Source organism: Cronbergia sp. UHCC 0137 (assembly GCF_034932285.1).
Lineage (GTDB): Bacteria > Cyanobacteriota > Cyanobacteriia > Cyanobacteriales > Nostocaceae > Cronbergia.
The window spans coordinates 1-22166 of sequence record NZ_JAYGHC010000018.1 but is presented as its reverse complement, the minus strand read 5'-3'; the positions used below and the strand labels follow the sequence as shown (position 1 = coordinate 22166).

Sequence of the window (22166 nt, the reverse complement as noted above, 5' to 3'; positions counted from 1 at the left end):
TTACCAATTTGCTCTTAACTACCAAATTACGTTATTTATTACCATTAGTATTGTTATCGTATTTTCTTTTTTTCCCCTTTCCTGCTTTTGCAGCAACAGTAGAACGGACTACTTTAACTTTAGAAATTTTACAGGAAAGAATTAAAACACCAACTTTGCGGGAAGGTAGTTTAACTGTAGATTTACGCCAGATGGTGATTGATTTACGTCCTGAAAATGGTAGTTTTCGTGATGATTTTTATCAGCTATTGCGGAAAGAATTACAAAAAACTGGTGCAAAACCTTTGGGTTTAGATTTGAGTTATTCTTTGGTTCAAGGGGATTTTAGCGGTAGTGATTTAGCTTTAAGAACACCTCTTTATGCTCAAGGTATCGCTCCCATTTTTACCCCCTTTGAGCATGAACAACTAGAACGTTTACGAGAGGTATGTTTACAGTCTTTAAATATGGCTTTTCCTGATTCTCAAGATTGTAGATCACTTTTGGGGACTGAATCAACTACATCAGGTGAAATTGCTGTTTTTCGTGGTGCTTTAATTTTGACGCAAACTCGCTTCAATGGAGAAGTGGAATTTCCTAATACTTTTTTTCTTCAGTCTGTTGATGCTCAAAATGCCAATTTTCTTAAAGCTACTAACTGGAATCATAGCAGATTTAGCCGAAATGTAAGTTTTAATGGTGCTAATTTCCGTCAATTAACTAATTTTCAAGGTAGTATATTTTTCGCACAAGCTAATTTTAAAGAAGCAATTTTTCAAGAACTGGCAGATTTCCAAGGTAGTATTTTCGGTGATAAAGTTTATTTTAATCAAAGTAAGTTTAAACAGTTAGCTAAATTTAATCATGTTGTTTGGGAAAATAAAGTTGATTTATCTAGCGTGAATTTTACTAATCAAGCACAATTTACAAAAGCAATTTTTAATCAATCTGTTTTTCTGGTAGAAGCAACTTTTGAGCAAGCAGTAATTTTTAGAGAAGCCGAATTTAATCAATCTGTAAGTCTGCAAGGTGCAAATATTCTCAACCAAGCAGATTTTAGCGATAGTAAATTTTCTCGTGCAGCATTTATAAATGTTTCTGGTTTAACTTTTAATTCTAATCAAGCAAAAATTTTAGGTAATGTTGGTGAAATTGGTAAACGATTTTCTGTTTCTACTTTACAAGGTAATCAAAATATTTTACGAAATTTGAGCCAAAACTTTCGTCAACAGCAACAAGTTACAGATGCTAATCAATTAGAATATACAAAACAACAGCTTAAACTCATAGAATTAAGTTACAAATTAATAGCCACAAATATCAATACTGCTTCTTTAAAAAATTTAATTAATTTGGGTTTTTCTTCTACCCAAGCAGAAGCAATTAAACAACGTCGTGATGTGAAGCCATTTCGCAATCTTCAGGAATTACTGAGTTTAGCAAATATAGATTTAGAATTATATCATAAATTGAGCGATCGCTTAATTGCCAGTGAACCTGTATTCCTTAGTGGGTGGTTATTTCAGGCTTTTAATTGGTTGCTGTTGAGTGTATTATTGTTGTTGAGTGGTTATGGAACAAACTTTTGGTTAGTTTTTGGTGTAGGAGGAATAGCGATCGCTCATTTTGGTGTATTATTTTGGCTAGTTGATCGTTATCGTCGTCTACATCCCCTCCCCATTATTCCCACAGCTTACGAAACTATTTCTATCTTCATCGGTTTTAGCTGTTTATCATCCTTGAGTTTATTAGCTATTTTCCGTAACAGCGCAGACCCTTGGCTAACTTTAGGATGTCTCTCGATTATTATTATTCCCATTCCCCTAATCTTATTATTTAGACTTTATCAACAAGGACGTTATCACGATTTAATGAACGTTTCTTACTTCACAGAAGATGGAACATTACGACAATTAAGATTATTAATTGGACGTTTACCAGTAATTCCCCGAAATCCCACATTTAGAGAAAGATATATGCCTCTTTTATGGAATCGACGTTGGAATTGGTTAAATTACTTTGATTTTAGTCTCAATAATTTACTAAGACTAGGATTTAACGATATTCGTTTGAGAGATGAACATCTCCCCGGAATTATCGCTTCCTTAGCCTGGTATCAATGGACATTAGGATTATTATATATTACCATAGTTTTATGGACTCTTTCTCGCACCATCCCCGGATTGAATTTATTGATTTATCTTAAATAGATATAAGCGTATTGTGGGGTATTTATTAATTTAACTTTCTCATCATCTCGTAAGTTGCAACATTAAAACCATTAGCTTCAAATAGCTTCTTAGCATATTCATTTTGTGCTGCGACTTGAAGCATCAATACTTGTGAACCTAACTGCTTTCCTGCATCTATTGAAGCATTTAACAGCAATTTTCCTGCTCCCAAACCCCGCACTGACTCATCAATATAGATATCATGAAGCCATGCTGCACTTTCAGAAATGTTAACCAAACTTTTTTCTTCTAAGCGTGTAAATGAGTAACCGACAATTTCATTTTCTACTTCCACAATTAAGATAATTGATTTTGGATTAGTTATTTCTTTAACAAAAAAATCAGAAATTTGTTCTTGATGATCTTCAAGCGTAACAAATCTTAATGAATTATAATTGCAATGTTGATTAATAAGTTTCATTGCATACTTAATTATAAACTGATGATCATCTGGAGTTGCTTGTCTAATTGTAATAGCTGGATTTTCCATTTTTCTAGTTTAAATAATTATTCAGGAAAACGTCTGTATCATAAATTTGTAAATAGATTATAGCTTCTTATTCTCTCTGCGCCTCCGCGCCTCTGCGTGAGACAATTAACTCCATACACTCACCAACAGAAACCTTTCGTCGCATTCCTTCCACTAAACCTTGATAACTATCCCAATTTTCCCGAATCAAATTTTTAGCTTGAAGTAGATGAAACCGTTGTTTTTGTTGACAAATCGCATCTGAAAAACCTAACGCCTGTAAAACCTGATTTAACTTAATTTTATCATCATTTCCACCTTCAGCCGAACTAAAAACTAGACTTTCTGCTGCAATACCAGCCATCCAAATATTACAGTACCTTTCTAACATTGAAACAGTGATTTTACCCTTTTTTAATTGTGCGGCTATTTCTTCATCTTCCAGTGTAACACCACCCTGTCCTGGTTGTCCTTGCTGAAAAGCTTCCCACGCACTGAGTGTGTAACCAGTAATGGGAATCCCCAATAAATGAGCTACTAGAAAGTGACCTGCTTCATGGTGGATAATTCGTTCTTGATATTCTGGAGAAAATCTAGCCAACCAGTCTAATAATATCGTTCCTCCCTTCCCTTGCCATGTAAAATTATCTAAGGTGGCGATACCCAAAAATGTGAAGGTAGCTAGTGCGGGTATGGCAGGAGATAGATGTATTAAGGGTCCTAGCAATGTTGAGAGAGTGATGAGGAATATGGATACAGCGATTAGATTGATGGCAGTTTGGCTCATGGGGAGTTTTTGAATACAGGTGAATGCTGCTTGGGTTATGGCAAAGTAACTGCGTGAAATCAACCGATTAGGAAAATATCACAGTCAGAACTTTAGCATTATAATAGATTTTAGTGAGAAATTTACGGCAGAAATACCGTATTGGTAGAAAATAATGTTATCCTGAATTTGATATAATTAAAATTATGCGATCGCCATTAAACATTTTCTCTGTTGAAGAATATTTAGAAGCCGAAAAATCTAGCGATATTCGCCACGAATATGTAGCTGGACAAGTTTTTGCAATGGCTGGTGCTAGTGAAGAACACAATTTGATTGCGGGTAATATTTACGCTATATTACGTCCTCATTTGCGGGGGAGTTCCTGTCGTGCTTTTGTATCAGATATGAAGGTGAAGGTTAAAGTTAGCAGGGCTGATATATTCTACTACCCTGATATTTTAGTGACTTGTAACCCTGAAGATAAAGAAAGGTATTTTAAAACTCGTCCAAGTTTAATTATAGAGGTTTTATCTAATTCAACAGCGAAAACAGATAAGCGAGAAAAGCGGATTAATTATCAAAATTTAGATAGCTTACAGGAATATGTGTTGGTTTATCAAAATGAAATTAAAGTAGAAGTCTATCGTCAAGATATTGAAGGAAATTGGTCAACGGAGGTATTGGGTAAAGAGGATAAATTACGTTTAGATTCTGTTGATTTAACTTTGACTATGGATGATATTTATGAAGATGTGATCATTGATGATTTATAATAGCCCTAGCGACTAGAAGTCACACCTACACAAACAAAGTCCACCTCCGTGGACTAAGATAAGCAAGCCAGGTCTACTATTAATTTAAAATTTTAAGTTACCCAATGTTAACATAGTATGGAGTAATTATTCGGTTCTATATAGTGTTTATTCACCAGCGTTAATGTAGAACCCCTGCTTTTTAGTGTTTCAATTTGCGAGGATACAAATGACTGCTACTGCTAATATTTCTCCTGTTAATAACATGAGTGTAACTGCTCATACTTTATTTGTTTGTAAAAGCTGTGCTAGTGTTTGGCAAGATGGTAAACGTGTTGGTGAAAGTGGTGGTCAAAAACTACTTGAACAAATTCAGCAACTAGCGGAAAATTGGGAGTTACAGGAACAATTCCCTATTCAAGCGGTTGAATGTATGAGTGCTTGTAACCGTTCTTGTGTTGTGGCTTTTGCGGGTCAGGGCAAAGTAACATATCTGTTCGGTGATTTAACTATAGATGATAGTGCTGCCGCTGTTCTGGAATGTGCTAGTAAATACTATAATAAACAAAATGGTTTATTGCCTTGGTCAGAACGTCCAGAACCTTTGAAAAATGGTATTTTAGCGAGAATACCAGCTTTACAACTCAATTAAATTAGTCTGTATATTTTCTATGCTGCGTGTATTAATTCTTGGTGGAACTGGTGATGCGGCAAAACTAGCTGCGGTGGTAGAAAGTATACCGGGAATTGAGGCTATTATCTCTCTAGCTGGACGTACTCGTGAACCTTCCACCCCCGCTGGTGAAGTTCGTGTTGGTGGTTTTGGTGGGGTGGAGGGATTGACTAATTATCTACGACAGATGAAAATAGATGTATTAGTTGATGCCACACATCCCTTTGCTAATCAGATTTCTTGGCATGGGGCAAATGCAGCTACAACAGTTGGTATTCCTCGTTTAATGTTGGTTCGTCCTGCTTGGGAGAAGCTAGAGGATGATACTTGGTTGGAAGTTGGAAATATTACAGATGCAGCCGCAATTTTAGAAAATCAAGCGAAAAGGGTCTTTTTGACTATTGGTAGGCAAGAAATCGCTAGTTTTGCTGATTTAGAAGGGATTTGGTTTTTGATGCGAATGATTGATCCACCTATATCAGATACTATCATACCTGATGGTTTGGTGTTGTGCGATCGCGGTCCTTTTTCTTTAGAAAACGAAAGAGAAATTTTAACTAAACATCAAATTGATACTATTGTTAGTAAAAATAGTGGCGGTAATGCTACTTATGCTAAAATCATTGCCGCAAGGGAACTGGGAATAAAAGTAGTCATGGTAAATCGTCCATTGATACCACCAGGGGAACAGGTTGCAGACGTGGAAAGTGCGGTAACTTGGTTGATAGAAAGATTGTGAGAGAATTAAATGTGCGAAAGTTCTAATAAACTAATTGTTTTAGCAGCAAAATTCGATGAACTATCCCAATAATCTGCTTTGTGAATTTTGACTTTGAGTAACGCAATATTGGGTTCATCTAATCCTTGAGGAAACCAGGTTTCTAATTTTGGTTGCCATTTTTCTTGTAATTTATTATGTTCTCTGACTAATTGTGCTGTACCAGAAATGGAAATATATCTATTATGATCTGGTGCAGAAAAACTGACATTCACCTGTTGATGATGTTGAATTTCATGTATTTTATAGGAATTGGCAAGGGAGAAAAACCAAAGTACACCTGCGGAGTCAATTTCTCCACAAACAGACATAGGACGACTGTGTAAACTCCCATCATCATCAAGAGTAGTTAACATAGCACAATCAATTCCTTCAATCAGTTGACGCAACTGCTGAATATTTTGATTTCGTTCTGTAGGATTTGTCATTTTTTTATCTCACTCATGGCTATTCAGACTACTTTTATTGTTAACGGGTTTATTGTTTATAGCTAGATTCTCAGGATATAGTTTTTGAATACTAAGATTTACTCTAAATTAATCAAATATGCCTAGAAATAGACGTAATTAGACAGGATTTAACTACAGTTATATATTGATTAAAATGATGAAAATTATAGAATTTCCTAGTCTAATCAAGTACAAAATTATCTGCGTTTATCTGCGTTTATCTGCGTTTAATTATTACAGAATCACAATGTAACAATTTTTGATTAAATAAACTCTTACGATTAATTCATATTTGTCCTCTCTGCAATCAAAGTGAAATTACCCAACAAAATAACAGCGAGTATATAGTTACACCCTACCATTCTATTCTAAAAAGGAGATATTTCAGCACTCAAGTGACTGAGCTTTACGCTTGCCCGGTATTCCTGTAAAATCTTACTTAACCAACAGAAGCAAAAGTTTAAATCCCAACCGTCAACCAATGCAGCAACAAATCCTACACTTAGAAAACGTCAGTAAACAATTTTCACAAAACACCCTTCCGGCTGTAAATAAGGTATCATTAACCTTGCAACAAGGAGATGTATTAGGATTGCTCGGACCCTCTGGTTGCGGTAAAACCACACTATTGCGACTGATTGCCGGCTTTGAACGCCTAGAAACAGGTAAAATTGAAATCGCTGGAAACATAGTTAGCAACGCCTCCACCTGGATACCACCCGAACAGCGCGATATCGGCGTGGTTTTCCAAGATTATGCCTTATTTCCCCACTTGAACGTTATCGAAAATATAGCCTTTGGTTTAAAAAATTCTAGTAAACAAGAAGCTCAAAACCGTATCACCCAAGTCTTAGAATTAGTCAGACTCCAAGGCTTAGAAAAACGCTACCCCTACCAACTTTCAGGAGGACAACAACAGCGAGTAGCATTAGCCAGAGCCTTAGCGCCCAAACCACAGATTATGCTCTTAGATGAACCCTTGAGCAATCTAGATATTCAAGTTAGATTAAGCTTGCGAGAAGAAATCAGAGATATTCTTAAAGCAGCAGGCACTTCCGCCATTTTTGTTACCCATGACCAAGAAGAAGCATTAGCCATATCTGACCTAGTTGGTGTCATGCGTCAAGGGAACTTAGAACAACTCGGCACACCAGAAGAAATTTATACCCATCCAGCCTCTAGATTTGTCGCCGAATTTGTCACTCAAGCTAACTTTCTTCCGGCACGCCGTCAAGGTAACTTCTGGGAAACAGAGGTTGGGAATTTTCAGCTAAAAGCTAATTATCATAACGATATTGGCGAAATTATGATCCGTCAAGAAGACTTAATCTTAAAACCTGCCATCAATGCCCCTGTATTCATTCGTACCCGTCGTTTTTTAGGCAGAGAATATCAATATTGCTTACAAACACCTTCAGGAAAAGAACTCCATGCTAGAATTATGGCAGATGTAGCCTTACCTATTGGTACAAGAGTAGAATTATCTATAGTAAGTAACGCAGTAAAGATATTTAGTTAAATTTATGGTTAAACTTTTATCATTTGCATATAGAATCAGTAAAGTTTGACTATAAAATGTGGTTTCTAGAGTCTGGATCATTTGTTTTTTTGGACAACTCTTAGCAGAAATAGGTACATTGTGAGTATACTTGCAGGACGTTACGAAATTATAGAGCAACTAGGCGGGGGTGGATTTGCCATTACTTATCTCGCTAAAGATAAGCTGCAACCCAGTGAGCCTCAGTGTGTTGTTAAGCAACTGTACCCTCACCAAAACAACTCTCGCGTCTTAGAATTTTTTAGAAATGAAGCTGTTATTTTAGAAAAACTAGGCAAACATCCCCAAATACCACAATTACTCGCACATTTTAGCGAAAACGAAAACTTTTATATAGTCCAAGAATTTATTGAAGGACAAGATTTAGGTAGAGAGATAATTCCTGGTAATCAATTAAGTGAAGGTTATGTGATCAAACTCTTGCGGGATGTTTTAGAAGCCTTGTCTTTCGTTCATTCCCAGGGAGTAATTCACCGAGATATCAAACCCCAAAATCTCATGCGGAGACTGACCGATGGTAAAATTTGTCTAATTGACTTTGGGGCAGTCAAAGAAATCAGCAGTTTAATAGTTAATAGTCAAGGTGTAATTACCTCCAGTGTTGTCATTGGCTCTTTTGGTTATATGCCTAGAGAACAAACCAGTGGTAAGCCAATTTTGGCTAGTGACATCTATGCTTTAGGAATAACTGCTATTCAAGCCTTAACAGGACTTGCTCCTACCGAGTTGGAAGAAGATCCCCAAACAGGAGAAATTATTTGGCGACATAAAGTCCAGGCAAATGACTGTTTAGCCGATATTTTAAGCAAAATGGTACGTCGTCACTTTAGCTTGCGCTACCCTTCCGCACTACCAGCATTACAGGATGTCCAAGGACTATCATCATTACCAGGGGCAACTCTACCACCAACACCAGCCTTCAGTGATTCCCGACAAGCATATTTTGATGAAACTCTCAATCGTCTCCAGGAAGGTCAAAGCCAGTTTTCTGTATTTGCCTTGAAGATACTCGAGTCTAAACGGGCAGAGTTGGGTTTATCTGAAGAAGAAGCCCAAGAAATTCAAGACGAAGTTTTGCGCCCCTATCGAGAGTATGAACGAAAATTACAAGAGTATGAACAAGCCTTAATAGTTGCGATTAGTCAACAATATCCCTTTAGCCAAGCTACTGAAAAAGATTTGCAAGACTATCGGCAGTATTTAGGATTAAAAGATCAAGACATTGCTGCTGTCGAGGAAAGGGTAATGTCTCCCCAAAAACCTGAAAATCGAATCCCGCTCAAAGACACCGAATTATTAGTTCCAGAACCAAAACGTAAACCAAGCCAATCACACAGTGCCTCTACTCCAAAATCACCATTACCACCAACTATTGAAACTCAGTCATTTGAATTTGAGACTGCCATTCTCACTCTCAAAAGCGGAAACTTTTTAGGTTTAGGAAAGAGTTGGGAAATTCAACGCAGTCGAAGAACAACAAGGTTTTTTACCGAAGATTTAGGTCGTGGCGTAATTCTGCAAATGGTGGTAATTCCAGATGGTAATTTTTTGATGGGTTCACCAGATAGCGAAATCGAAAGGTCTAGAGATGAAGGTCCACAACACGCCGTGACTATTAAACCCTTTTTTATGGGTAAATTTCCTGTAACCCAGGCTCAATGGCAAGCGATTTCGGCTTTACCTAAAGTACAAATAGATTTAAATCCAGATCCATCTTACTTTAAAGGTGCTAATCGACCTGTAGAAAATGTTTCTTGGATTGAAGCCAGAGAATTTTGCGCTAGATTATCTAAAAAAGCTGGGAAAAATTATTGTTTACCCACTGAGGCTGAATGGGAATATGCCTGTCGTGCAGGAACGACTACCCCGTTTTATTTTGGAGAATCAATTACCACTGATTTAGCAAATTATAACGGTAATCATATTTATAGCTCTGAACCCAAGAGTCAATATCGTGAACAAACAACAGATGTAGGGATATTGCCCGCCAATGCTTTTGGTTTATATGATATGTCTGGTAATATTTGGGAATGGTGCGAAGATGAGTGGCATAGTAACTATATAGGAGCGCCTGTAGATGGCAGTGCTAGGGTCAGCAATAATCATAATCAACTGTTACGTGGTGGTTCATGGTACGATTACCCTAAGTTTTGTCGCTCGTCTTCTCGGATTAAATTTGCCAGAGACTATAGAGATTCACTGGTAGGATTTAGGGTAGTTTGTACCACCTTTAGAAAATAATGCTATACCCGTATTTCTCACAAGTTCCGCGATAGCATTTCCTATAATCCTTACAAAAATTAGAGGTATTTTTGACTGGTTATTTTTTGATACAGTGTGAAAAACCGGAATCTAGATTTTATCAGGCTTTGAGAATTGTGGTGAGAAAATGGAATTGATTCAAGGATGTAAAAATCGCGATACCTTCGGCGATCGCAGCGATCGCTCAAAAAATAGCCGCATATCTGCAATGGATCAGGACTAATCTCAACGGAATCCTATACTTATGACCTGGTTGATCAAAATACTAATATTGTTCTAACCTCCAATTCAGTTACCAATAGTAATTACCCGCCTAATTTCATCAGTGCGAAACCCTATTGCCATTGGTCGGCGAATTTTTGGTAATACTGCTATATCATATAATTCAGTGACTACTCCTTCAATGTTGAGAGAATGAACTATATCCCCTGTTTTTAAGTTAATAACTAATAACCCACATCTGGCTTTAGTGTCTTTGGCTGCTAGTTTATCGTCTAGAGGTAAACCACTGAGGGTTTTAGTATGTCGTGACTCAGAAATGCCGACTATGGCAAAATTATGATGAAATGCTAGTCCTCTTTGATATCCAGGACAAAAAGCTATGGCTTCAAATGTTCCTGTTTCTAGGTTTGCGTATCCAAATTCTCCTGTACCGGAGTTAAGTAACCAAAGTTTATCTTGATACCATCGGGGTGAATGGGGCATAGATAGCCCTGATAAAACTATTTCGTTACTCTCAATATCAATAATGCAACCGCCTCCTACCCGCTTTTGTCGCCATCCTTCCGCTACATCTGATTGACTAATGAGGCTGACGTATTTGGGTTTACCGTCTTTTAATGCCAAGCCGTTGAGGTGACATCGATCTTCCGCTGCTAGTTTGGTGATGAAGGGGGGTTGCCAAATTGGGACAAAACTGTGGGTTGGGCTGACGGTGGCTAGGCAGCTAAATAGGGTGTTGGCAAAAACTATTTGTTGATTGTGGTCTATGACGATATCATGAATATCTAAGTCGCCCGTGATATAGCCTATTTGGGGTAAATAGATAACATCGTGGTCGTTGTGGGTTTCTCCAGGTGCGAGGGTGTTTTCAAATCGCCACAGTTGGTACAGAGTGCTGATATAGAGACTGTTACCGTTGCTATATAAGCCCATACACCTGTCTAGGGTGCGCTCAAATACTGCTAGTTTGCCGGTTGGTTCTAAACCAATAAAAAATACCTTACCTGCTTGGTAAGTGGTAAATACAAGGCCGAGGTGCTGTTCATATAGCCAGGGAACAAATTGGCGAGAAGCGGTAATTTCTAGTTTGGATTCTGCTATCTGCATTTTATACTTGTGTATTCAAATATTCATTTTGATACCCACAGCGTAATTTAGCTCAATCTTCTCTGTTATGTCAACTATGGCAACAACCTGTTATTTCCCATAATTCAAGCAATTAGGAGTTACGAACTGTACAAAAATAAAAAAATATCCCCTATTTGTGATACCGTCGCGTGACGTAATTCATGCACAGGGAGTAGAAACTGCAATACGCCCTTACTTTTAGCCAATCTTAATTACAACCTTTGTTTTAACCTTATGTTAGTTATTTCTTAATTTATTTAGTCTATTTTGAGAATGCTGTGTCAGAGATAATACAAAGAATGTAATTGACATCAATTATATATTTGTTTGATCTCATCTTGATATTTATTGCAGATAAATACAAGTCAGCAATTATCAAACCCAAAACTTTAATTATAGCAATGACAAACCTAATTCAACTGAACAATATTGGAAGTGTAGAGTTAAACGGCGCTGAAATTTCTGATTTTGACCCCAAATCACAACGCCTCTTTATTACTGGTGCATTAGATGGTCAACCAATCCTCCAAGTAGTTGATGCTTCCAACCCAGAAAATCCCACAAAAGAAACTAATATTGATCTTTCCGAATTTGGTGCGGGGATTCAAAGTATAGCTGTTAGGAAAGGGACAGGAAATGCTAATAGTATTGTTGCTGTGGCGATTTCCGCTAATACTCTCACCGATCCTGGCAAAGTCGTTTTCTTCGACGCTACAACACTAACCAAAATTTCCGAAGTAACGGTGGGTGCATTACCTGATATGCTCACCTTCACCCCCGATGGTAGCAAATTATTAGTTGCCAACGAAGGAGAACCCAACGAAGATTATACTGTTGATCCAGAAGGTTCAATTAGTATTATTGATGTTTCTGGAGATATTGCGGCTTTAGATAATAGTAAAGTTACAACTGCCGGTTTTACTGCGTTTAATGAACAAGCAGAAACTTTAAAGGCAGCAGGTGTCAGACTTTTTGGACTTAATGCTACTGTTGCACAAGATGTTGAACCGGAATACATAGCAGTTGCTCCTGATGGTAATACGGCTTTAATTACCTTGCAAGAAAACAATGCGGTTGCTGTTCTTGACCTAACTGCAAATAGCATTACAAATATCTTACCGTTAGGTTTTAAAGATCATAGTTTGCCTGGAAATGGTATTGATGCTAGTGATAGAGATGATGGTATTAATATTCAGAATTGGCCAGTTTTAGGGATGTACCAACCAGATGCGATCGCATCTTTTCAAGTTGGAGACAATACCTATTATATCACCGCCAACGAAGGAGATGCCCGCATTCGTCCTACCGATGATGATATTTTACCCGCTCCCAATGATGGAGAAGGTGATATTTTCAACGAAGAAACAAGAGTTAAAGATGTTGTTTTAGATCCCACCGTTTTCCCCAATGCGGCTGAACTACAAGCTGATGAAAACTTGGGTCGTCTGACAATTACCAACACCTTGGGAGATACAGACGGAGATGGAGATTTTGATCAACTTTATGCTTTCGGCGCTCGTTCATTCACCATTTGGAATGCTCAAGGTGAATTAGTATTTGATAGCGGCGACAAACTAGAACAAATTACAGCAGCCCAAACACCAGAACTGTTCAATGCTAACAACGGAAGTGCTGACGATGTTGACACCCGTTCTGATAATAAAGGCCCTGAACCAGAAAGTGTCACTGTTGGTGTTGTCAACGGCAAACCCTACGGCTTTATTGGCTTAGAACGTGCTGGTGGTGGTGTAGTTGTTTACGATTTAAGTAACCCAGAAGCACCTGAATTTGTCCAGTATATTCGCACCGAAACTGATATTAGTCCTGAAGGATTAAAATTTATCTCAGCCGCAGATAGTCCCATTAGTCAACCACTGTTAGCAGTTGCGAATGAAGTTAGTAATACTGTTAGTTTTTACGAAGTCATTTCCACAGCTAAACCCACCGTTGAAACCACTCCTGCATTGTTGGATGATCCCACCCTACCCGAAGACCAACAAGCTGATGCTGATGACCCAGCTATCTATGTCAATGCTACCGACTCCGCCAAAAGTTTGGTATTAACTGCCGTCAAAAATGCCGGATTGCGGGTTTATGACCTATCTGGGAATCTATTACAAACAATTAACCCCGGTGGCATCCGTTACAACAACATTGATCTACAATACGGTTTTCAATTAGGTGATGAAACCATAGATTTTGCAGTGGCGAGCGATCGCGAAAATGATAAACTCGTGATCTTCAAAATTAACCCCAATTCTACCGACGGCAACTATTTAGAAGATATCACCGACAGCAGTATTGGGACAATCTTCCAAGCAGCCCCCTTTGAACCCCCCTACGAACCAGACTCTCGCAGTTCTTACGGACTTGGACTCTATCGCAGCCCCTTCACCAACGATTACTACGTCTTTACCGGTCGTCGAGAAACTGGAGATGTTGCCCAACTCAAACTAATGGACATGGGTAATGGTAAAATTGGTGCAGAACGAGTACGTGAGTTTACAATACCCACAGATGAAGGAGTTGAAGCCCAAACCGAGGGTATGGTTGCAGACCAAGAAACCGGTTTCCTCTACATTGGACAAGAAAACGTCGGTATCTGGAAATTTGATGCTGAACCCAACGGTGGAACAACCGGCAAACTAATTGATGTCGTAAAAGACTTCGGAGGCGATTACCTCAGCGCAGACGTAGAAGGACTAACCATCTACTACGGCGAAAATGGTACAGGCTACCTACTCGCATCTAGCCAAGGTGATAACACCTTTGTTGCTTACACCCGTGAAGGTAACAACGACTTTGTAGGACGTTTTGGTGTTGGTAGCAACGGAGAAATTGACAGCGTACAAGAATCTGATGGTGCAGATGTCATTAACGTACCTTTACCCGGATTCCCCTCTGGTCTATTTGTCACCCAAGACGGTAACAACGATCCTGCTGTACTGGTTGAAGATGATGGTGAAATAGAAAACATCAGCACCAACTTTAAATTTGTACCTTGGGAAAACATAGCTAATAGCTTCTCCAACCCACTGAAAATTGACACCACCAGCTACGACCCCCGTAACCCCGTAGCCCAACCCAGACTCACCAACTACGAATTTACCGACCTCCCCAAATTAGGAACAACCTCTAAAGGTGAAGATATCTTCCTTGGTGGATTCTCCGGGTTATATTTCCAAGGGACTGCACCTAATGGCAACCTCAAATTTGTCACCCACACCGACAGAGGACCCAACGGTGAACCCACAGGTCAAAACAGACCATTTTTATTACCCGATTTCCAACCAGAAATAGTCAGTTTTGAACTCAACCAAACCACTGGTGAAATTATTATCACCAAGAGAACAGGCTTATTTGCTGAAGATGGTACAACCAAATTAACTGGATTACCTAACCTGCAAGCTGGGGCTGGTGGTACGGCTTATACTGACGAAATTGGTGTGGATTTAGATAATAATGTCCTAGCTAATGATCCTTTAGGTGCAGACGTAGAAGGTATCGTTGTTGCCCCCAATGGTAACTATTGGATGGTTGATGAATATCGTCCAGCAATTTATCAATTTGATGTCAATGGTAAATTACTAAACCGTTTCATCCCCCAAGGAACTGCAACTGCACCCAACCCAGACCAACCAGCAGGAACTTTTGGAACTGAAGTATTACCAGCAGTTTATGCCCAACGTCGCAATAATCGCGGTTTTGAAGCGGTGGCATTGGAAGGTACAAAGCTTTATGCTTTCATTCAAAGTCCCATTGATAACCCTGATGTGACTAACGATGCAACTTCCAGAAATTCCCGCAATTTACGAATTTTGGAATTTGATGTAGTTTCCCAACAAGTAACAGGGGAATATGTCTATTTACTCGATAATGTGACAGCCAGTGGTGCAGCTAGAACCGATAAAATTGGTGATGCTGTGTCTTTGGGTAATGGTAAATTTGCGGTGGTTGAGAGAGATGATAGATCAACTTCTGAATCTAATAAACTCATCTACCAAATTGATTTGGCACAGGCAACAAACATTCATAACTCCGCAAACTTTACCCTACCAGCCGATAAAACCATTGAACAGTTGTCACCAGAGGAGTTAGTTACTGCCAATATTACACCAGTTAGCAAGAGTTTAATTGTTAATGCCGCTCAACTTGGTTACACTGGGGTAGAAAAATTAGAAGGTTTGGCATTAGTCGCACCCAATACCCTCGCTTTAGTAAACGACAACGATTTTGGTGTTGCTGGACCTGTTCCTAACAAAGTCGGTATTTTGGAATTACCTTACAACTTGACAGTTCCTGCCCTGGAATTTGGTTCTACTGGTAATGATAATATTGCCGTTCAACCAAATCAAACCTTATTTACAGGTGATGGTGCAGATCAAGTAGATGCCCTAAACAACAATACCATCTTTACTGGCAACGATAATGATATTGTGACTGTAGGTAGCAACTCATCTGTCTTTACTGGAGAAGGTGAGGATAATGTTGTTGTCGGCCAAAATGGTGGTGCAGAAAACACCAGTGTGAATGGTGGGGCTGGGAATGATACTGTAGTTGTTGCTGAAACCAATGGTAGCAACAGTATATTTGGTGCAGCAGGTGGTGATAATCTCCAAGTTGTAGAGGGTTCAAATCAAATGCTATTCGGTGGTTCAGGTAATGATACTTTAACCAGTGGTGGCAGCAGTAACCGTCTTTACGGTGGTTCTGGGGATGATATGCTCTACTCCAACATGAATGATTGGCTGTATGGTGGTGATGGAGATGATAAACTGTTTGCAGGTCAAGGTGGTGGCAACCGTCTGACTGGTGGTAATGGTGCTGACCAGTTCTGGATTGCTAATGCTAGTCTACCAACCAGCAAAAATATCGTGACTGACTTTACTTTAGGCACAGATGTAATTGGTATTGGTGGTATTGCAAGTGCTACCCAATTTAGTGATTTGACATTAATGCAAGATGGTAATAACACCTTGGTGAAGATAGGTAGCACTGAGGTAGCTTCATTAATGGGAATTACATCAACTAATCTGGTAGCAGGTAACTTTGCTTTCTCTATCAGTGCGGTTTAATTATACTAAACACGGTTTAATCATTTGATTCTGTGGGTAAGGGTTTAGCATTGCTAAACCCTTAAAAATTTGGGTTTTTCGTAATTTTGTAAAAGTCCATGGTCTCTCAAAGACGAAATCTTAAATCCGCGAATATTTCTGATATAGATTTGAGTTTTAGCCTTCTCATAGCCAAGCTACTTATTTAACCACTCCGCATATTTGTTATAAAGCTTTAACCCTAAAACTTTCCTAGAAAATTCTTTAGGCTGTTTGTATTTTTTCGCACTATATTCGTTACGAATTTTGAAGACTTGCTGACAGGGATGATGCCATTGCTCTAATAAAGCTACTAACTGTTTAAACTGTGAATAGGAGAGTCCGTGTTTAAATTCCAAAGCCACCAGTTGGACAATGATAGCAAAGTTCTCTGGAGTGAATTTCTCCGGTGGATACTTAATAATTGGAATCAAATTCTCCAAAATTTTATAAGCATCTATGATAGATGGAATTATCACTGTAGGATCAGTTAGATCATCTGCTTGAATTGTATCTACTATAAAACTAATAGTTCTCAACACAAGAAAATCACCTAAGTTTAGACTTTTAAATAAACTAAAAAGTTCTAGTCCCAGTTCAGTTGCCGATAACTTTTCTATAGCATCTTGATAGGCGTTTAAAGCTTGTCTACCCTTATCGCTAGTAATTTCCGACAGAATTTCATTTAGCTTTGCATTACACAAATGCACAAATTCTGTTCTATTTTTATCAAGGTGAGATTCAACAAATTGATAGTATTCTGTCTGCTTTCGAGAAAGATATTGAAATTCCACCTGCCAAATCGTTTCAAAACAGTCCTTTACTTCGATCGCAGCTTTAAGCCGTTGGGCGCTCACACTTATTTCTTGATAATAATTTGTTCCTTTGCTAATATTTCTACGAATAGTTAAAAGTGTAATAAATTCCTTGCTAGTAAATTTTTTATCATCGATCTTTTCTGCCTGATTAGCTATGATTTCCGCCGATTCAAGTTCTCGATTGTGTAAAAAAATCATACCATCTGGTACTTTAGGTTTAAAAATTGAGGCAACCAAAGCTTCCCATAAACTTTTATCAGACCACAATGGACGATTCCACCAAGGCTGTTTTTCACTATCATTTTTATGAGTTTCTTGATTCATTGTGGTTCAGGATATTTGCTGAATGTTGTACAAATTCTAAGCGTTAATACTAGCCAGAAAATTTTTCGATGATCTTACCATATTTATACTTAATTTTCAATAGGGATATACAAAAAAGAGCTAGTATTAAATCACACAAGTGTTGTGGCTATACTATTTATTGTACAGGGATAACATGATATTTTGTATCTATCCAAAGACTGAATTTTGTAATTAGATAAGGTAAATTGCTAGTTAGATCAAATAAGGTGCGTCAGAAACTTAAAATTAGCGATTTTACCCTAAATTATTCGGTCTGACGCACCCTACACAGTAAGACGGCTATTATAAGTGCTAATTTTGCGTTTTGAATACGGGGGGTGATGTGATCATCTCCCGTTTTTTTATGAATGGATTTGCGACAATTGGAGTATTGTTATGTAATTTATCAATCATGGACCCGATTACTACGGCTATTATAAGTGCGATCGCTAATCTGAGCAAAGATGTGATCAAAGACAGTTACACCACCCTCAAAGCGGCTTTAGAAAAGAAGTTTGGCAAAGATAGTAACCTAGTTGATGCTGTCAATGGGTTAGAAAAAAAGCCCGAATCAGAAGGACGTAAAACAACTCTGCAAGAAGAAGTAGATAGTTCCAACGCTAATAATGACCCAGAATTACAGCAATTAGCACAAAGTTTACTAACACAACTGCAAGAACAGCCGGGAGGACAACAAATTATCAACCAAAACATTAGTCATGTCAAATATGGTGCTATTTCTGCAACTGGCAATGCTACCATAAGTAATATTACAGAACATAGAACAGATCCAAATAGCTGATATGATGCTTTAATCTAAAAATTTGGGAACTTCTAGAATTAAATAAAACTCTTTTAGGATGGGTATTTTGTTCATCCTAAACCACATCTAGTTTGAGAATCGTAGTTTTTTACCGAGATTCTGAGATTGCTTCCTTACGTCGCAATGACACAACAGAATCATTAAAAACTTCAGATTTCAACATGGATGAGGTTTAATTTAACCCAAGTTGCTAGTTATCTAGTTAAGATTGGTAATTAGCGATCAAATCTAGACTTCATCCTGTTCATCCTTAAATCCTGGAAATCCTGATTCAGACAGTTATACTAACTTAGCAAAAAAATATTAGTGAGGAAGGTTGAGGTGTCGGAAGCAAACCAGATAAATCAAACTATTACAAACGCAGAACAGGTTGCTAGTAGTATATCTGGCGATGTAACTATTTACAATTATCACTATTACTCTCACCAATCAAACAAATCAGTCCCTAATAGTTCTGACAAAACTTCTCATGTAAATCTCACCTGTCCCTATCGAGGATTACATCACTTCAGTCCCCAAGATGCTGAATACTTCTTTGGTCGAGATGTTTTTGTTGATAAACTTATAAATGCTACTAAAACCAAAAACTTTATCTCTGTTCTTGGTGCATCAGGAAGCGGAAAATCTTCTGTAATTTTAGCTGGTTTAGTACCCAAACTACAAGAACAAGGTAATTGGCAATTTACTCATTTTCGTCCAGGTATTGAACCTTTCCATGCACTAGCTGAAGCTTTAGTTCCTCTTTACGAACCTGATAAAGATGCAACTGAACAAATGCGTCAAGCCCGTAAATTATCTAGATCATTAATTTATCACTCTATTCTTCTACAAGATGTATTCATCCGCATTCAAAACAATTACCCCGACAAAAAACTGTTATTAATTGTAGATCAATTTGAAGAACTTTATACTCTCTGTAATGATGATAAAATTCGCTGTAGCTTCCTAGATTGTATATTGAAAAGCTGTAAATCCTCAGTTGTAATAGTTGCAACCATGAGGGCTGATTTTTTAGGAAATGCTCTTACTTATCGTCCATTAGCAGATAAGTTGCAAAATAATATTATCATGTTGGGAGCAATGAACCGAGAGGAACTTACTCAAGTAATTGAGCAACCTGCTAAACAACTAGATATAAATTTTCAAGAAGGTTTAATAGAACGTATTTTAAATGATATTAAAAATGAGCCTGGTAACTTACCATTGCTAGAATTTGCCTTAACTTTATTGTGGGAAAACCGCACAGAAAAACAATTAACTCATGCAGCTTATCAAGCCATTGGTCAAGTACAAGGGGCTTTAACACTTCATGCAAATGAAACTTATAACAAGCTAACTCAAAAGCAGCAAGAACAGGCAAAGAAAATTTTTATTCAATTGGTGCTTCCAGGAGATAAAGAAGATACTCGAAGGGTAGCTACCAAAAGAGAATTAGGTGATGAAAATTGGGATTTAGTTACTAAATTAGCTGATGCAAGGTTAGTAGTTACAAGTGTTAATTCTGTAAATCAAGAAAATGTAGAAGTTGTTCATGAAACTATTATTCACCATTGGGATAAATTAAGAGAATGGATAAACAAAGACCGAGATTTTCGTCTATGGCAAGAACGTTTAAGAGTAGTAATGCGTCAATGGGAAAATACTCAACGAGATAAAAGTACATTATTACGAGGTGTGTTACTTGCAGAAGCAGAAGAAAAATTGAAAGAACGTGGTGAAGAACTAAGGCAAGAACAAGAGTTTATTGAAGCTAGTTTATTATTACAAAAAGAGGAATATAAACAACACAAAGCAACTCAATTACAAATTTTGATGGGTAAATTGTATGCTGTTATGCTTGCTTTTTTTGCGTTAATATTATTGTATATTAGCAAAGAACCAATTCAAAGATTAACAAATGAAAGAGAACAAGATAGTCTTGCCGAAAAAATTGCTGATATTACCTTAGTCCCAGGAACTGAAAAATTTTCTGTAGAACCATTGTTTTTAACAAAAGATGAAATATGGCTCAATAGATATAGCTATGACAGCAAAAATAAAGAGTTCCCAAAAGGACTGATAAGGTATAATTTTAAAAATAAACAACCAAAATCTTATTTTGACAATAAATCAGTTACATCTGTGTTAGTAGAAAATCGAGATATTTGGGCTGGGATAGCAGAAGAAAATGGTAAAAATGTTAAATATTATATTCTACATGGTGTTCTTGAAAATGGTTTATTAAAGAAGAAACTAACTATAACTGTTTCCTCTTTAGTTACTAGCTTAGTTATGGATAAAAATAAGCGTTTGTGGGTTGGTACTTATCGGGGTGTATGTTTAATAAAATCAAAATCACAGCAGTGTCAGTTTATGAAAGAAATTAATTCTGCTTGTTCATTACTTGCAGGAGAAAAGGATATTACAATTAATAAAATAATTTTAGATCAACAGAGGAATTTATTATGGATAGCTGCTAATAGGGGTCTTATTCGTTGGTATTTAGATAGTAAAACCCAATTCTCAGGATGTTTATTAGACAAAAATGATGATAACCGTGAAATTCGATCATTACCATTACCTGATAATTTAACCACTGTAACTATTGACAGTAGAAATCAAAATATTTGGGTTGGTAGCGATCAAGGATTTGTTAAATATTTTCTTGAAGGGATAAAGACTCCAAAAAACATTGATGATAAATGGAAGACTTATACAAATACAACGGAAGAAATAATAACACTTATTCAAATCAAAGAAAAATTTTTTCTTGCAGGAACAGGGAGTGACAAAACTTTTCTTTATAGTACATATACAAATAAATGGATACCTGTTAAAATCAACATAAAAGAGTCCTTAAACAAGATGGTTTTGACCGATGATGGTTATTTATGGATAGGAACAGATAGAGGTTTATATCAAACAAAATTATCTCTAATTAGTAACGCTAATAACTGACAATAATTGAAAATATTTGGAGTGATAAACTATGCCAAATCCAATTGAAGCAACAAGAATATTTGCTGACTGGACAAGAAAAGTAAAGAACATCATAATTCATAGAAATGATCAAACTATAACTGCTAGTGGTGATCCAGCAACTAGCAACAGAGACAGAGGAAGATTGATTTCAATAGAAATATTTGCTAACTGGGCAAAAGAAATAAAGAACATCATAATTCATAGAAATGATCAAACTATAACTGCTAGTGTTGACCCACAAACTAGCAACACAGAGAGATTTAGTTCAAGAGAACTTAGTCTAACAGAAGATACAGATTTTGATGTAGATGAATTTATTCCTACTAACAATTTTTTGCAAAGACTAAGTTCATTAGAAAGTATCCCTAAAGAAATTCGTGAAGTACCCGTAACGGAAAGAGAAGATTTAGCAAGGTTTTGGGAAATAATAACTGATAACCCAGTTTTATTGAATCAACTTCTTATCCCTCTAGAAACTTTACGTCCTGACCCAAATCAACTCATTTCTCAACCACAGGATATAGTAGAACAAATTAAAACAGAACTAGGAGAAAAAATTCCTGAAAATACGTTAAAAAATCTAGAAACTACTGTTAATGAAATTGAGATTCCTATTCCCATTCCTTCTATTGAAGAGGTGTTTGCTGCTATTGAAGCAAAAGATCCTAAAATAGAAATATTGGCAGCAATTGATAAATTAAGTCCAAAAGCGTGGAAATGGTTAGGGACATTGCTAGTTTATCTTGTGCAAAATCCTAATGCAGAAATAGACTTATGGACTATAATATAGCCATTTTTGTGCGCTAATTTGAACAAATATCTGATTAATTTTATGTAACTACTTACCCAATACTTG

15 protein-coding genes are annotated in these 22166 nt (G+C 37.2%); 10 read left to right on the top strand and 5 right to left on the bottom strand.

Features of this window, described 5'->3' with window-relative positions; translation table 11 throughout:
• Positions 1 to 8 precede the first annotated feature (8 nt).
• Positions 9 to 2189: a pentapeptide repeat-containing protein gene (locus VB711_RS11080; RefSeq protein ID WP_416233574.1), complete on the top strand. Its 2181-nt coding sequence runs from the start codon at positions 9 to 11 to the stop codon at positions 2187 to 2189.
• Between the two features lie 25 nt (positions 2190 to 2214).
• On the opposite strand, the gene VB711_RS11075 is transcribed toward VB711_RS11080, so the two are convergent.
• Together VB711_RS11075 and VB711_RS11070 are read right to left on the bottom strand one after the other, a co-directional pair.
• Positions 2215 to 2700: a GNAT family N-acetyltransferase gene (locus VB711_RS11075; protein ID WP_323286027.1), complete on the bottom strand. Its 486-nt coding sequence runs from the start codon at positions 2698 to 2700 to the stop codon at positions 2215 to 2217.
• 67 nt (positions 2701 to 2767) lie between these two features.
• Positions 2768 to 3466 carry an ATP-dependent Zn protease gene (locus VB711_RS11070; protein WP_323286026.1) on the bottom strand — a complete coding sequence of 233 codons (699 nt, stop codon included), beginning with the start codon at positions 3464 to 3466 and terminating at the stop codon, positions 2768 to 2770.
• 185 nt (positions 3467 to 3651) lie between these two features.
• Here VB711_RS11070 and VB711_RS11065 point away from each other — a divergent pair, with 185 nt between their 5' ends.
• The 3 genes from VB711_RS11065 to VB711_RS11055 all read left to right on the top strand — a co-directional run bounded on the left by VB711_RS11065 (position 3652) and on the right by VB711_RS11055 (position 5612).
• Entirely contained in the window at positions 3652 to 4221 is a 570-nt protein-coding gene (locus VB711_RS11065) for a Uma2 family endonuclease (protein ID WP_323286025.1), read from the top strand.
• Between the two features lie 208 nt (positions 4222 to 4429).
• A complete protein-coding gene (locus VB711_RS11060) occupies positions 4430 to 4852 on the top strand; it encodes a DUF1636 domain-containing protein (protein WP_323286024.1) in 423 nt (140 codons plus the stop codon).
• A gap of 19 nt (positions 4853 to 4871) precedes the next feature.
• Positions 4872 to 5612 (top strand): cobalt-precorrin-6A reductase, encoded by a 741-nt coding sequence (locus VB711_RS11055; protein WP_323286023.1) that lies wholly within the window; start codon positions 4872 to 4874, stop codon positions 5610 to 5612.
• A 5-nt stretch (positions 5613 to 5617) separates the two neighbouring features.
• On the opposite strand, the gene VB711_RS11050 is transcribed toward VB711_RS11055, so the two are convergent.
• Positions 5618 to 6079: a pyridoxamine 5'-phosphate oxidase family protein gene (locus VB711_RS11050; protein ID WP_323286022.1), complete on the bottom strand. Its 462-nt coding sequence runs from the start codon at positions 6077 to 6079 to the stop codon at positions 5618 to 5620.
• A gap of 502 nt (positions 6080 to 6581) precedes the next feature.
• Here VB711_RS11050 and VB711_RS11045 point away from each other — a divergent pair.
• Positions 6582 to 7619, top strand: a complete 1038-nt coding sequence (locus VB711_RS11045) for an ABC transporter ATP-binding protein (RefSeq protein ID WP_323286021.1) — start codon at positions 6582 to 6584, stop codon at positions 7617 to 7619.
• Positions 7620 to 7739: 120 nt separating this feature from the next.
• Complete coding sequence (locus tag VB711_RS11040) at positions 7740 to 9899, top strand: bifunctional serine/threonine-protein kinase/formylglycine-generating enzyme family protein (RefSeq protein WP_323286020.1); 2160 nt, start codon at positions 7740 to 7742, stop codon at positions 9897 to 9899.
• A gap of 309 nt (positions 9900 to 10208) precedes the next feature.
• Here the strand turns inward: VB711_RS11040 and VB711_RS11035 are convergent, their stop codons facing one another.
• Complete coding sequence (locus tag VB711_RS11035; protein WP_323286019.1) at positions 10209 to 11249, bottom strand: TIGR03032 family protein; 1041 nt, start codon at positions 11247 to 11249, stop codon at positions 10209 to 10211.
• A 422-nt stretch (positions 11250 to 11671) separates the two neighbouring features.
• Here VB711_RS11035 and VB711_RS11030 point away from each other — a divergent pair, with 422 nt between their 5' ends.
• Positions 11672 to 16345 carry a phytase gene (locus VB711_RS11030; RefSeq protein WP_323286017.1) on the top strand — a complete coding sequence of 1558 codons (4674 nt, stop codon included), beginning with the start codon at positions 11672 to 11674 and terminating at the stop codon, positions 16343 to 16345.
• A 176-nt stretch (positions 16346 to 16521) separates the two neighbouring features.
• Here VB711_RS11030 and VB711_RS11025 read toward each other — a convergent pair whose 3' ends face one another.
• Positions 16522 to 17505 (bottom strand): hypothetical protein, encoded by a 984-nt coding sequence (locus VB711_RS11025; protein WP_323286016.1) that lies wholly within the window; start codon positions 17503 to 17505, stop codon positions 16522 to 16524.
• Between the two features lie 385 nt (positions 17506 to 17890).
• Here VB711_RS11025 and VB711_RS11020 point away from each other — a divergent pair, with 385 nt between their 5' ends.
• From VB711_RS11020 to VB711_RS11010, 3 genes are all read left to right on the top strand, one after another.
• Positions 17891 to 18328, top strand: coding sequence for a hypothetical protein (locus VB711_RS11020; protein WP_323286015.1), 438 nt, complete (start codon positions 17891 to 17893; stop codon positions 18326 to 18328).
• A 342-nt stretch (positions 18329 to 18670) separates the two neighbouring features.
• A complete protein-coding gene (locus VB711_RS11015) occupies positions 18671 to 21286 on the top strand; it encodes a two-component regulator propeller domain-containing protein (protein WP_323286014.1) in 2616 nt (871 codons plus the stop codon).
• Between the two features lie 31 nt (positions 21287 to 21317).
• Complete coding sequence (locus tag VB711_RS11010; protein ID WP_323286013.1) at positions 21318 to 22100, top strand: hypothetical protein; 783 nt, start codon at positions 21318 to 21320, stop codon at positions 22098 to 22100.
• The last annotated feature ends 66 nt before the right edge of the window (positions 22101 to 22166 follow it).

What these genes read in the sequence shown, in the direction of transcription:
- VB711_RS11035 (WP_323286019.1), bottom strand. Translation starts at nt 11,249, where the DNA reads ATGCAGATAGCAGAATCCAAACTAGAAATTACCGCTTCTCGCCAATTT.
- VB711_RS11030 (WP_323286017.1), top strand. Translation starts at nt 11,672, where the DNA reads ATGACAAACCTAATTCAACTGAACAATATTGGAAGTGTAGAGTTAAAC.
- VB711_RS11070 (WP_323286026.1), bottom strand. Translation starts at nt 3,466, where the DNA reads ATGAGCCAAACTGCCATCAATCTAATCGCTGTATCCATATTCCTCATC.
- VB711_RS11010 (WP_323286013.1), top strand. Translation starts at nt 21,318, where the DNA reads ATGCCAAATCCAATTGAAGCAACAAGAATATTTGCTGACTGGACAAGA.
- VB711_RS11065 (WP_323286025.1), top strand. Translation starts at nt 3,652, where the DNA reads ATGCGATCGCCATTAAACATTTTCTCTGTTGAAGAATATTTAGAAGCC.
- VB711_RS11075 (WP_323286027.1), bottom strand. Translation starts at nt 2,700, where the DNA reads ATGGAAAATCCAGCTATTACAATTAGACAAGCAACTCCAGATGATCAT.
- VB711_RS11020 (WP_323286015.1), top strand. Translation starts at nt 17,891, where the DNA reads ATGAATGGATTTGCGACAATTGGAGTATTGTTATGTAATTTATCAATC.
- VB711_RS11045 (WP_323286021.1), top strand. Translation starts at nt 6,582, where the DNA reads ATGCAGCAACAAATCCTACACTTAGAAAACGTCAGTAAACAATTTTCA.
- VB711_RS11050 (WP_323286022.1), bottom strand. Translation starts at nt 6,079, where the DNA reads ATGACAAATCCTACAGAACGAAATCAAAATATTCAGCAGTTGCGTCAA.
- VB711_RS11060 (WP_323286024.1), top strand. Translation starts at nt 4,430, where the DNA reads ATGACTGCTACTGCTAATATTTCTCCTGTTAATAACATGAGTGTAACT.
- VB711_RS11055 (WP_323286023.1), top strand. Translation starts at nt 4,872, where the DNA reads ATGCTGCGTGTATTAATTCTTGGTGGAACTGGTGATGCGGCAAAACTA.
- VB711_RS11025 (WP_323286016.1), bottom strand. Translation starts at nt 17,505, where the DNA reads ATGAATCAAGAAACTCATAAAAATGATAGTGAAAAACAGCCTTGGTGG.